This window comes from [Actinomadura] parvosata subsp. kistnae (assembly GCF_900323885.1).
In the GTDB taxonomy this organism is placed as follows: Bacteria; Actinomycetota; Actinomycetes; order Streptosporangiales; family Streptosporangiaceae; genus Nonomuraea; species Nonomuraea composti.
The window spans coordinates 47,682-59,220 of sequence record NZ_OOHJ01000005.1 but is presented as its reverse complement, the minus strand read 5'-3'; the positions used below and the strand labels follow the sequence as shown (position 1 = coordinate 59,220).

Below are 11,539 nucleotides of genomic sequence, written 5' to 3'. Positions count from 1 at the left end.
TGGGCTCCTACTTGGCGGCGTTCGAGGCTTGGCGGACACTTTCGAGCACCTGGTCCGCCGTCGAGCCGCCGCTGATGAGCGCCTCACCGCCGGCCAGCCAGGCGTCGGCCACCTCGGGGACGGTCACGGTGTCGAGCCAGATCGCCAGCTTGGGCGCCTTGTTGACGAGTTGCACGCCCTCGTAGACGGCCTTGCTGGAGGTCTTCTCCGTGACGGCGCCGACGACGGTGCTGGGCTGCCCGTACGGCGGCGCCGACAGCGTCTTGGCGTTGTCCAGGTTGGTGACGAACTTCATGAAGTCGACCGCGAGCGCGACCCTGGGCGACTTGGCGTTGATCAGGTAGCCCTCGGGCGAGCCCTCCAGCACCGAGCCGTCGCCGGCCGCGTTCTGCGGGACGGGCAACTGGAAGATGCCGAAGTCGGCCGGCTTGACCTTGGCCGAGGTGGCGTTGTCGAACTCCAGGATCTCCTGGTAGTACATGGCGGCCTTGCCGTTGGCGAACGCCTCCTGGGCGGAGCTGTAGAGCACGCCGTTGGTGCCGCTCTTGGTGTCGGTGCACTGGTCGACCAGGGTCTTGAACTGGTTGAGCGCGGTGATGTAGCCGGGGTCGTCCAGCTTGGCGGTGGCCGGGTCGAAGTCGGCCTGCAGCGTGGCGTCGGGCACGTTGTAGGCGAAGAGCTGCTGCAGGTAGTGCAGGGCGGGCCAGCCGTCCTTGTTGCCGAACGCGATCGGCTCGTACCCGGCCTTGCGCAGCGGCCCGCAGGCGGCGATGAGCTCCTCGAACGTCTTGGGCACGGCGACGCCGGCCTTGTCGAAGGCGCTCTTGCTGTAGCCCATGAACTTGCCGTTGCCGTACAGCGGGATGCCGTAGTTCTTGCCGTCGCGGGCGAAGGCGGCCAGCGAGCCGGGGCTGAACGTCTTGCCCCAGGGCGTGTTCGGGCCGATCACCGCGGTCAGGTCGGCCGCCCGGCCGCCGCGGATGTAGTTGTCGGCCCAGTTGCCGGTCCAGGTGAAGTAGATGTCGGGCAGCGCGTCGGAGGCGGTGAGGGTCTTGAGCTTGTCCTTGACGCTCTGGTCGGTCTCCTGGATGAGCTCGAACTTCACCTGCGGGTGCTGCTTGGTGTACGCGGCGGCGAGGTTCTCGAAGTAGGGGCCCGTGGGGTCGCCGGCGAACTTGGTGAGAATGCTCAGCGTGCCGGAGAACTCCGGCTTGGCGGCGGCGTCGGCCTTGGGGGCCTGGGTGGTTCCGCCGCCGGAGCAGGCGGCCAGCGTAAGTGTCCCGAGGAGTGCCGCGAACGTCGGCAGGGCGCGAGGGCGCATGGGCTTCCTTTCTCCACCGGTGCGTGGTGTTGGCCGACCATACAGCTCACCTGATACCGGTACCAGACCCGTTCACCAAGATCTTTCATTCGTTAACCTCGCGTGACCTAGCTGGAGCCGGTGTAGTCGCAGCTCAGATGAGTCGGATCGAAATCGGATGTTGACGCCGCAAGCGAGCGTGTGCCAACGTGACCTCCGCGTGATACCGGTATCAGGTCCCGATCAGGTGGACGCCGGATTCTTGCGAAAGGACGCGACCATGCTCGGATTCAACGAGCCGGAATTTCTTGCCCAGACCGCGAGCGCGGTGGCCCTGCGCCCTCAGATCGAGGAGCTGGTCGACCGGCTCGTGGACGCGGGTTTCGACACGCTGCTCCTGGTCGGAGCCGGCGGCACGTACGCGCAGATGTGGCCGTACGAGCACCTCGCCCGGCGCACCTCGACCCTCGACGTGCGCGCCGTGATCGCCGCCGAGCTGATCGCCTCCGGTGACGCCCGGCTGGGCGAGCGCACCGTGGCGCTGTTCACCTCCGTCTCGGGCACCACCGACGACAGCGTGCGGGCCATCGAGTACTGCAAGTCCAAGGGCGCGTACACGGTCTCCTTCACCGGCCACCCCGACTCCCCCGTGGCCACGAAGGTGGACACCGCGCTGATCTCCCAGCCCAAGACCTGGCCGTTCGACTTCCAGCTCCTGCTGTTCATGGGCCGGCTGCTGGAGCGGCGCGGCGAGTTCGACGGCTACGCCAAGCTCGCCGATGAGCTGGCCGGGATCCCGGAGATCCTGGTCGAGGTGGCCAAGCAGGCCGAGCCCGTCGCCGCCGCGTTCGCCGACGCCCACAAGGACAGCGACTACTACTTCCTCATCGGCGGCGGCAACCTCTGGGGCTTCACCTACCTCTACTCCATGTGCATCCTCGAGGAGATGCAGTGGCTGCGCACCACCCGCGTGCACAGCGCCGAGTTCTTCCACGGCTCCCTGGAGCTGCTGGAGGAGAACACCAGCGTGATCATCTTCCAGGGCGAGGACGAGACCCGCGCCCTGACCGACCGCGCCGAGTCCTTCGCCAAGCGGGTCTCCAAGGACGTCACCGTCTTCGACACCCGCGACTACCCGCTCACCGGCATCAGCCCCGAGTTCCGCGGCCTGCTCGCGCCGCTCGTGCTCGACACCGTCATGAGCCGGGTCAGCAAGCACCTGGAGCGGGTCCGCGACCACTCCCTCGACCTGCGCCGCTACTACCGGGTCATGGACTACTGAAACGATGAGAGTGCTCGGCTTCGGCGACAACATCGTCGACCGGTTCGTCGACCGGGGGATCGAGTACCCCGGCGGCAACAGCGTCAACGTCGCCGTCTACGCCCGCAGGCTCGGCGTCGAATCCGCCTACCTGGGCGTCTTCGGCGACGACGAGCTCGGGGCCTTCCTGCGTGAAGCGGTCGCCGCCGAAGGCGTGACCGTGGAGCGCTGCGTCGTCCGCGCCGGCGAGAGCGGCGTCTCCCGGCTGCGGGTGGACGACGGCGAGCGCGTCTTCCTCGGCTGGAACGGCGGTGGCGTCACCGTGCGCGAGCCTCTGACGCTCGACGACGGCCTGCTCGGCTACGTCGGCGGCTTCGACCTGGTGCACTCCAGCGTCTACTCGCGCAGCGAGCCGGAGCTGCCCAAGCTGGCCGGGCTCGGCCCGCTGGTCAGCTTCGACCTGTCCAGCGAGGAGGAGTACCGGGACCCGGCCTACCTCGACCGCGTGTGCCCGCACGCCGACCTGGTGCTGCTGTCCTGCTCCCACCTCGACGCCGACGCCACGGCCGACCTGCTGGCCGACGCCGTACGCCGGGGGCCGGGCTCGCGCTCGGCACCCGCGGCGTCGCCGGCGCCGTCGCCTTCGACGGGAAGGCCACCGTGTCCGCCCCGGCCCGGCTCGCCGAGGCCATCGTCGACACGATGGGCTGCGGCGACGCCTTCCTCGCCGGGTTCGCCGTCTCGCTGCTGCGCGACGGCTGGACCACCGGCCGGCCCCCGGCGCCGGACGCCATCGAGCGGGCGCTGCACCAGGGCGCCGAGGCGGCGCACGCGCAGTGCTTCGTCGAAGGCGCCTTCGGGCACGGCCGGGCCTGCGCGTAGCTAGCATGATTCAGTGACGAGGGACGGGATCCATGCCGACTGACCGCGGCCAGGCGGGGCCGACGATCTCCGAAGTGGCGGCGGAGGCCGGCGTCGGCAGGGCCACCGCGGCCCGCACGCTCGGCGGCTACGGATACGTCAGCCCCGAGCTGCGCGCGCGGGTGCTCGCGGCGGCCGAGAAGCTCGGCTACCGCGCCAACGCGCTCGCGCGCAGCATGTCCACCGGGGTGAGCCACACCCTCGGCGTCATCGTGGCCGACATCGGCAACCCGTTCTTCGCCGGGCTCCTGCGGGGCGTCTCCGACACCTCGCGGGCCCGGGGGTTCGACGTGATCGTGCTGAGCACGTACGAGAACCTCCAGGCGGAGGTGGCGGCCACCGACGTGCTCATCGACAAGCGCGTCGACGGCGTCATCGTGGCCTCGGCCGCGCTCGGCCGCGACCAGGTCGCCCACCTGCGGGCCGCCATCGACCGGGGCATCCCGGTCGTGCTCGTCGACCGCGCCGTCCCGTCGCTCGACCTCGACTCCGTCGTCATCGACAACCGCGACGCCGCCCGTCAGGCCGTCGAGGTGCTCATCGCCGCCGGGCACCGGCGCATCGGCTTCGTCTGGGGGCCGCCCGTGCCGGAGCCGCCCGCCACCCGGCGCGAGCTGCTGACGGCCGCCTCACGCAACCTCTGGACGGACGGCGAGCGGCTGCGCGGCTACCTCGACGCCCTCGACGACGCGCACATCCCGTTCGACCCGCAGCTCGTCATGGTCGGGCCCAAGACCGAGGAGCGGGTCGTCACCGAGGTCGGCCGCATGCTCGCGCTGCCCGACCGGGTCACCGCCGTGTTCTGCTCCGAGACCGACGGCATGACCGGCTCCCTGCGCGCGCTGCGCCGGGCCGGGCTGTCCTACCCGGAGGACGTGGCGCTGATCGGGTTCGACGACAGCGCGTGGGCGGCGGTGATGGAGCCGCCGCTCACGATGATCGCGCAGCCGGTGCACGAGCTGGGGGCCAAGGCGGCGGAAGTGCTGCTCGACATCCTGGCGGGGGCGGAACCGGCCCGGGAGATGCACACGTTGCGGTCGCGGCTCATCGAGCGCGCCTCGGTGGCGCCTCCGCGCACGTCAGCGTCAGCACCGCCCGCCTCCGCGTCAGCACCGCCCGCCTCCGCGGCGGCGCCGCGCGCCGGTGACGCCGCCGTGCGGCCCTAGCGTCCCGGGAGGGTGACGGTGCGGCAGGCCAGGTGGAGGGCCAGGCGTTCGTCCCGGTGGCCGAGGTCCACGCCGAGGAGCCGTTCCACGCGGTCGATGCGGGCCGTCACCGTGTTGCGGTGCACGCCCAGCACGGCGGCGGTCTCCGCGATCGACGACTCCGCGTCCAGGTAGGCCGACAGCGTGCGGATCAGGTCGCCGGGCTGGTCGCGCAGGGGCGCGAGCAACGCGCGGGCGGCGGGCTCGAAGGTGTCCGTCCTGGTCCACTCCAGCAGGAGCTGCGCCATCCCGAGCTGGTCCACCTGGAGGAAGTAGCCCGCCTCGGGGCGGGTCGCGGCGAGCCTGGCCGCGTCCGTGGCCTCCGCGACCGTGCCCGCCAGTCCCTCCGGCCACGGGTGCGGGCGGCCCACCCCCATGTGGTCGGCGATCGAGCCGCGCAGCTTGCGGTGGGCGGCGCGCAGCCGGGCCGCCAGGGCCCGCACCCGCGCCGGGGTGGGCTCCTGGGCGAACGTCGTCCAGCCCGTCCAGCCCTCACCGTGCTCCACCACCACGGCCTCGACGCCCTCGGCGCGCAGCACGCGGGAGATCTCCGCCGTGTACGGCACCAGGTCGAGCGTGGGGACCGCGCCGATGCGCAGGCCGACGTGCCAGCCGCCGAGCTGCCAGCCCGCGTCCGCCACCCGCCGGCGGAGCTGGGCCGACGGCTCGGCGTCCACGCGCAGCAGGTCGCCCAGCAGCGCGGTGCGGGCGCGGGCGTCGCGCTCCAGCTCCAGGCGGTGGGCCAGCAGCCAGCGCTGCACCGCCGCGGCCGCCACGGCCAGGGCGGGCGGCACGATCTCGGCCCTGGCCGCCGCCGTGCCGCGCAGCTCGGCCACCAGCCACAGCGTCGGGCGCGCGGGGTGCGGCAGCAGCGCCGGGTGCGCCAGGAGCACCCCGTCGGCCAGCTCCACCCGCTGCGGGACGAACTCGTCCACGCGCACCTGCCCGGGCTCGGCGATCTCCCCCGCCAGCGGCTGTCCCCGGTCGTCGAGCAGCGCCACCGGCACCCTGAGCAGGTCCTCCAGCCTGCGCACCACGTCCTCGGGGGTGTGGGTGCGGTTGTCGAAGGCGCGGTGCGCGGCCAGCACGAGGCGGGCCCGGTCGATCTCGGGCTCGGCGAGCAGCAACCGCGCCGCGACCACGAGGTCCAGCGGGTCCCCGCTGAAGGCGCCGAGCAGCGGCAGCCCGAGGCGTTCGGCCAGGAGCAGCGTCGCCCGCGACACCTCCGCGGGCTCCGACGCCCTGCCGCCCGCCGACGTCCCGGGGCCCGCCTGCGACCCGCCACCCGCCGTCCGGGCGGTGGCCGGTCGGGTGGCGCAGGGGACGAGGATGCCGGCGCCGCCCGCGTCCACGACCCGGCGCAGCAACGCGTCCAGGCGCCAGTCGGCGGGCTGGGGCGGGGCGGTGACGATGATCAGCTCGTCGGCGGCGACGGCCTCGGCGGCTCCCGGGTCGGCGATGGGCCGGACGGCGCGTACCGGCGCGTCGAGCCCGGCCGCCCCGGCGAGCACCCGCACCCGGCCGCTCCACTCGGGCAGCGCCAGCAGCCTGCGCACGCTGGTCATCCGGGCACCTCCGGACGATCCCCCCGCTCCAGCAGGACGGGGTCGGAGTCGAGCCCGTAGGCGCGGGGTGCGAGGACGGCGATCCTGCGCGGATCGGTCCAGAACGGCGAGATCGCCACCTGCAGCACCATGACCTCCATCCCCACCCGTACCGTGTCGCCCGCGATCGGCACCCCGGTCCGCCGGTCCAGCACCGCGATCACGTCCGGCGTGGACGCCACCACCAGCCCGTCGCGCAGGGCGAGCAGGTACTCGTTCTCCATCTCGACCCGCAGCAGCTCCCCCGACCGGTGCCCGGCCAGCGTGACGCTGCCGCGCGCGAACCCCGGCCGCCCGTGCACCTCGGGGCCGGGCCGCCGGGTGACCTCGACCACGCGCCCCACGGACAGCACCCGGCCTCCGGTGGCGGCGGCCAGGCGTTCGGGGTCGGGCGACTCGCCCAGGGCGAGGATGCGGCGGCCGAGCCGTACCGCGCCGGACACGGAGCCGGTCACGCAGGAGGCGGCCAGCTCGCGGGCGGGGACGGGCGCGAGGGCGAGGGCGGCCCAGCCGCCGGCGGCGGGCAGGAAGGTGCGGGCGGTGCGCTCCAGGTCGGCGGGCGCGCCGGTGCCCTGGACGATGACCTGCCCGCTCGGCTCGGCGAGCGCGGCCGGGGTGAGCGGGCGGCCGGCGGCGGCGAGGGAGAGCTGGTCGAGGCGGGGCAGGCCGCGTCCGGACAGGTCGGCGTCCACCGCGCCGAGCTCCAGGTCGCAGGCGGCGACCAGCGGCAGGACGCCGTTGAGCCCGCCGATCTCGATGGAGACCAGCGCGTCGGCGCGCTCGCCCGTCCAGCGCTGGATGGCTTCGACGGCGGCGGCGACCTCGTGGCCGCCGGGCAGCTTCTCGGCGAAGACGGCGGTGGCGCCGACCACGCCGACGGGCACGACCCGCGCGTCCGGCGGCAGGGAGGTGAGCGGCCGCACGGCGACGTCCAGGCCGTCGGCCAGCCGGCGGCGCAGCAGCGTGGCGGCGGTGCGGCTGTCGCCGCCGCCGCCCGAGCCGAGCACGGCGACGCCCCGCTCCAGCGCGTCCACGTCCGGCAGGTCGATGCGCGGCATCATGCCCTCAGCTTGCCGTACGAGGTCAGAAGCACCGGCGCCGAGGTCGGCGCGGTCAGGGGCGACCGTTGGCGGCGCACCAGGCCGCCCACGTGGTGATGCCCTTGCCGAGCTGCTTGTTGTAGAAGGACGTCCAGGAGTTCTCGCTCGGCCCCGGCTCGGTGGGGGCGGCCCGGTACAGCGGGTGGTTCGCGTCGATCTCGGCGCGCAGCCACGGCTCGACCTGGGCGTAGGAGTCCAGTGACCAGCTACGGGCGTGGTAGGTGAGCTGGCCGCGCACGTCGCTCTCCGCCAGGCACATGAACGGCGCCCACGGGCTGGTCCTTGCCCAGCTGATCTTCGTCTTCATGGCGCCGGCCGGGACGCGCGGGCCGGTGCGGGCGGCCACCTCGCGCCGGTCCACGGAGAAGTCGAACATCTCCTGGGCCGCGTACACGCCGCCGGTCAGGCCGAAGGACTCGCCGAGCGTGCCGGCGAAGTTCGTGCGCACGGGGATGTCGCTGGTCCACACCGTCTCGTCGTGCAGCCGTCGCGTGGGCGGGCCGGCGTAGGAGGGGGTGATGGTGAAGGGGCCGAAGGTGACGGTGTCGTTGTTGATGGGGACGACCGGGTACGTCCTGCCGTCGACGGGGTTCTTCCACTCGCGCACGATCCGCTGCGGGTCGGCCGGGTCGGTGTAGAAGACGATCTCGCGGGAGAGCTGGTAGAGCTGGTTGGTGCCGGGGACGCGGTGGAGCCGCCGGATGTTGTACCCCTCGATGTTGAACAGCTTCTGGCCGTGCCGGATCGCCGGGTCGAGGCTGTTGCCCTCGACGTTGGCGTACACCGCACCGGAGATGCGGAACACCATGTCCTTGCCGTCGGGGCGGCCGAACGTCTGTAAGGACAGCTTGGCGCTCGGGTCGGTGACGGTGGCGTAGACGGGGCCGGGGTCCGTGGGGGCCGGGGTCCCGTCGTGCGCGGCCGCGCCCGGGGCGCCGGCGCCGAGGAGGAGGGCGATCGGGGCCAGCAGCCCCGTGGGACGTCTTCTGATCACGGCAGGCCTTTCGTGCCGGGGGCGGCGCTGGCGTGCAGCCCGGCGATCACCATGTGGATCAGCAGATCGTAGCTCTCGTTCAGGTCCTCCGGCAGGCCGAACCCGCCCTCGGCCTCCAGGACGGCGAAGCCGTGGACGGCGGCGCGCAGGCAGCGGATCGCGTGGATGGCCGCGGAGTCCTTCATCCCGTAGGCGCGCAGGGCGGCGGAGGCGATGGTGAGCAGGCGGGCTCCGGCTTCGGCGGATTGCGGCTCGGGCGCGTGGATGAGCACGGCGTAGCGGTTGGGGTGGCGGCGTACGTAGGCGCGCCACGCGGTCATGAGCGCGCGGACCGCCTCGTCGCCGGAGCGGCCGAGCACGGCCTCGCCGACCTGCTCCGCGATCTCGGTCAGGACGCGGGCGGAGACCAGCGCGCGCAGCTCGGCGAGGTTGCGCACGTGCTTGTACAGCGACGGCGGTGCGACGCCGGCGGCGCCGGCCACCGCGGACAGCGTCAGCGCCGCGGGCCCGCCTTCGTCGATGAGGCCCAGCGCCAGGTCCACGATCGTGTCCGGCGACAGTGCCCCCCTACCCACGCGGCCCGGCTCCCAGGAAGTCCAGGACGACCTCGGCCATCTCGTGCGGGAACTGGGCGTGCGGGTAATGGCCGGCCCCTTCGACCATGTGGAGGCGGCCGATGCCGGGCTGCATGGCCGCCACGATGGCCTCGCCCTCGGCGCGGGGGTCGGCCCAGTCGGGGTCGAGCGCGCCCATGACGATCAGGGCCGGGCACCGGACGTCGGCGAGCCGGGCCTCGGCGTCGGCGGCCGGGACGAGGCCGAACCGGCCGACCACCGCCATCCGCCCCGGCTTGCGCAGGTCGGCCTCCAGCGCGGCGACGCTCTCGGCGTAGCCGGCGGGCTTGGCGCCCGGGTAGGCGTGGTCGAGGTAACGCTTCCACAGCCCGACGTTGCGCAGCAGGATGGCGCCCATGAGCAGGGTCGTGCCCTTGCGGTAGCGGGCGTTGGAGAACATGCCGCCCAGGTTCATCTTCTGGACGCGGGTGAACGGGGCGAACTCCACGATGGCGGTGACCAGGTCGGGCTCCTGGGCCGCCGCGATGGTGGCGGAGCCGCCGGTGAAGGAGTGGCCCACGATGGCGGCGGGCCCGCCCAGGTGCTTGACCAGGGCGAGCAGGTCACCGGCGACGTCGGCGCGCGTGTAGGACGGCCACTCGTCGCTGGACTCGCCATGACCGCGCAAATCGGTGGTGGCGACCCGGAATCCGGCCGCGGCCAGCTCGGCCGCCATCGGGTGGAAGGCCGCCCTGTTGTTGCCCATGCCGGGGGCCAGCACGATGAGCGGGCCCTGCCCGGTCACGTCGTAGGCGATCCGGCCGCCGTCCACTTCGAGGAACTCGGTCACGCGGTTCATGTTCATAGCCATGAGGCTAAGGGCTTTAGCCAAGAGTGTCAACGCCTTAGCCCGCCCCGACACCGAAGGCGGGGCCGCGCGTTACCGAGCGTTGAAGATCACGCCGCTACGGTTTCAGCCATGACCGACGCATCCCGACGCCGCAAGATCCAATGGCAGGACGACACCGAGCACCTGAAGAACAGGAGCGCCGCGAACCGGATCGTCAGCGAGGCGCCCCGGCCGTCCGAGCCCGACACCCCGAAGCGCGCCCATACCGCGGACGCGGAGGACGGGTCCGGGCGCGCGTAGCCGGCCCGCGTCCCGACCGCTGTCGCGAAAGTGCCGAGCAGCCGGCGCCGGCCGTTCCCCTGCTCCATTCGCATGCGCTACGCCCTCACGGTGGGAGCGCTGCTGCTGGCGGCCCTCACGGCGGTCGGCGCCCTGGCCGTCTACGGCATCCGCCACCGGATCAGGGTGGACGTCACCGATCACCTGCACATGGCCGTGGTCGACTGGGTCAGCAGGATGCGGCCCGGCTACGTCCCGCCGCCCAGACCGGTCAGGCCGACGGCGCAGGCCATGTACCTGCAGCTCATCAACTCGCGCGGGCAGGTGGTGGCGGCCAACGCGCCCATCGTCAGGCATGTGCCGCTGAGCACGGTCAGGCCCGCCCCTGGCGACGGCATGCGCGACTTCACGGTCTGCCCGTCGTGGAGCAAGGGCCGGTGCTTCCTCGTGACGGCGCTGCGCCTGAACGCCGAGGCGCCCGACGCCCCGCTGCGGGGCGAGACGCACTACATCTACGCCGCCGCCCTGGAGCCCGTCGCCCTGGGCAGGCGCTACCTGGAGGTCGGGTTCGGCGCCGCGGCCCTGGTGGCCTCCCTGGCCGGCGCCTGGGGCACCGCCGTCGTGGTGGGCCGGACCCTGCGCCCGGTGCGGGCGATCAGCTCGGCGATGCGCGAGGCCACGGTGAAGGACCTCGCGATGCGGGTGCCGGTGCCCGCCCACGACGACGAGATCGCCGAGTTCGCCCATGCCTCCAACGACTATCTGGACCGGCTGGAGAAGGCGGTGAACGCGTACCGCCGCTTCGCCGCGCTGGCCTCCCACGAGCTGCGCTCGCCGGTCACCGCGCTGCGCACGCAGCTGGAGGAGGCGCTGATGTACCCCGGCGAGGTGGACGCGCACGCCGCCCTGGCGGGCGCGCTGCACAGCACGGAACGCCTTGAGGCGATCATCGACGACCTGCTGGCCTACACCCGCGTCAAGAACGCCCGCCCCGCGGAGTACCAGCCCCTCGACCTGGCCGACCTGGTCGAGGAGGAGGTGGCGGGCCTGCCCGGCGACAGGGTGCCGATCCTGCTGCGCGCGGACGTGCGGCCGGTGGTGCGGGGTTCGGCCGTGCAGCTCGGCCGCGTGCTGACCAACCTCCTGGTGAACGCGCGGCGCCACGCCCACGGCCGGGTCGAGGTCACGGTCGGGCAGGTGGGCGACCAGGCCGTCGTGGTCGTGCAGGACGACGGCACGGGCATCGCCCCCGAGGATCGGGAACGGATCTTCGACCCGTTCGTCCGGCTGCCGGAGGGGCTGCGGCTCGATCCCGGCGGCAGCGGGCTCGGCCTGGCCATCAGCCGGGAGACGTGCGAGGCCCACGGCGGGTCGCTCGACGTCGAGGACTGCCCGGTCGGGGCGCGGTTCGTGGTCCGCCTGCCCCTGTCCGAACCGGCGGGCGTTTTGCGGTGAAATGAGGCTGATCCAA

General features: G+C 73.1%; 11 protein-coding genes and 1 pseudogene. 6 read left to right on the top strand and 6 right to left on the bottom strand.

The annotated features are described in order from the left end of the window. Positions 1-7: 7 nt before the first annotated feature. The gene (locus tag KIS93_RS01615; protein ID WP_080037720.1) at positions 8-1,321 is read right to left on the bottom strand and encodes an ABC transporter substrate-binding protein; all 1,314 of its coding nucleotides are present in this window, start codon (positions 1,319-1,321) and stop codon (positions 8-10) included. A gap of 259 nt (positions 1,322-1,580) precedes the next feature. Between KIS93_RS01615 and KIS93_RS01610 the strand changes: the two genes are divergently transcribed. From KIS93_RS01610 to KIS93_RS01600, 4 genes and pseudogenes are all read left to right on the top strand, one after another. Beyond that, on the top strand, positions 1,581-2,582 hold the full coding sequence (locus tag KIS93_RS01610; RefSeq protein WP_080037719.1) for an SIS domain-containing protein: 1,002 nt from the start codon (positions 1,581-1,583) through the stop codon (positions 2,580-2,582). 4 nt (positions 2,583-2,586) lie between these two features. After that, a pseudogene (locus KIS93_RS68730) lies at positions 2,587-2,811 on the top strand (PfkB family carbohydrate kinase); the annotation flags it as partial. A gap of 257 nt (positions 2,812-3,068) precedes the next feature. Beyond that, complete coding sequence (locus tag KIS93_RS68725; RefSeq protein ID WP_420895843.1) at positions 3,069-3,443, top strand: PfkB family carbohydrate kinase; 375 nt, start codon at positions 3,069-3,071, stop codon at positions 3,441-3,443. Between the two features lie 32 nt (positions 3,444-3,475). Then, entirely contained in the window at positions 3,476-4,648 is a 1,173-nt protein-coding gene (locus tag KIS93_RS01600) for a LacI family DNA-binding transcriptional regulator (protein WP_080037717.1), read from the top strand. On the opposite strand, the gene KIS93_RS01595 is transcribed toward KIS93_RS01600, so the two are convergent. Genes KIS93_RS01595 through KIS93_RS01575 form a run of 5 tightly spaced genes read right to left on the bottom strand, consistent with a single transcriptional unit; the run spans position 4,645 to position 9,804 of the window. Further along, positions 4,645-6,252, bottom strand: coding sequence for a helix-turn-helix domain-containing protein (locus KIS93_RS01595; protein ID WP_186403526.1), 1,608 nt, complete (start codon positions 6,250-6,252; stop codon positions 4,645-4,647). The two genes, KIS93_RS01600 and KIS93_RS01595, sit on opposite strands and share 4 nt — an antisense overlap. Next, entirely contained in the window at positions 6,249-7,352 is a 1,104-nt protein-coding gene (locus KIS93_RS01590; RefSeq protein WP_222107173.1) for a DUF917 domain-containing protein, read from the bottom strand. The genes KIS93_RS01595 and KIS93_RS01590 overlap by 4 nt, the downstream gene beginning before the upstream one ends. Positions 7,353-7,404: 52 nt before the next feature. Continuing rightward, entirely contained in the window at positions 7,405-8,385 is a 981-nt protein-coding gene (locus tag KIS93_RS01585) for a DUF1838 family protein (RefSeq protein WP_080037716.1), read from the bottom strand. Beyond that, entirely contained in the window at positions 8,382-8,960 is a 579-nt protein-coding gene (locus KIS93_RS01580; RefSeq protein WP_080037715.1) for a TetR/AcrR family transcriptional regulator, read from the bottom strand. Before KIS93_RS01580 ends, KIS93_RS01585 begins: the two co-directional genes overlap by 4 nt. After that, on the bottom strand, positions 8,953-9,804 hold the full coding sequence (locus KIS93_RS01575) for an alpha/beta fold hydrolase (RefSeq protein WP_230466067.1): 852 nt from the start codon (positions 9,802-9,804) through the stop codon (positions 8,953-8,955). The genes KIS93_RS01580 and KIS93_RS01575 overlap by 8 nt, the downstream gene beginning before the upstream one ends. Positions 9,805-9,918: 114 nt before the next feature. On the opposite strand from KIS93_RS01575, the gene KIS93_RS01570 reads away from it, so the two are divergent. Then, positions 9,919-10,089, top strand: coding sequence for a hypothetical protein (locus KIS93_RS01570; protein ID WP_155126755.1), 171 nt, complete (start codon positions 9,919-9,921; stop codon positions 10,087-10,089). Positions 10,090-10,161: 72 nt separating this feature from the next. Beyond that, on the top strand, positions 10,162-11,523 hold the full coding sequence (locus KIS93_RS64395) for a sensor histidine kinase (protein ID WP_080037713.1): 1,362 nt from the start codon (positions 10,162-10,164) through the stop codon (positions 11,521-11,523). The last annotated feature ends 16 nt before the right edge of the window (positions 11,524-11,539 follow it).

What these genes read in the sequence shown, in the direction of transcription:
- KIS93_RS01590 (WP_222107173.1), bottom strand. Translation starts at nt 7,352, where the DNA reads ATGATGCCGCGCATCGACCTGCCGGACGTGGACGCGCTGGAGCGGGGC.
- KIS93_RS01615 (WP_080037720.1), bottom strand. Translation starts at nt 1,321, where the DNA reads ATGCGCCCTCGCGCCCTGCCGACGTTCGCGGCACTCCTCGGGACACTT.
- KIS93_RS01610 (WP_080037719.1), top strand. Translation starts at nt 1,581, where the DNA reads ATGCTCGGATTCAACGAGCCGGAATTTCTTGCCCAGACCGCGAGCGCG.
- KIS93_RS01595 (WP_186403526.1), bottom strand. Translation starts at nt 6,252, where the DNA reads ATGACCAGCGTGCGCAGGCTGCTGGCGCTGCCCGAGTGGAGCGGCCGG.
- KIS93_RS64395 (WP_080037713.1), top strand. Translation starts at nt 10,162, where the DNA reads ATGCGCTACGCCCTCACGGTGGGAGCGCTGCTGCTGGCGGCCCTCACG.
- KIS93_RS01575 (WP_230466067.1), bottom strand. Translation starts at nt 9,804, where the DNA reads ATGAACATGAACCGCGTGACCGAGTTCCTCGAAGTGGACGGCGGCCGG.
- KIS93_RS01600 (WP_080037717.1), top strand. Translation starts at nt 3,476, where the DNA reads ATGCCGACTGACCGCGGCCAGGCGGGGCCGACGATCTCCGAAGTGGCG.
- KIS93_RS01570 (WP_155126755.1), top strand. Translation starts at nt 9,919, where the DNA reads ATGACCGACGCATCCCGACGCCGCAAGATCCAATGGCAGGACGACACC.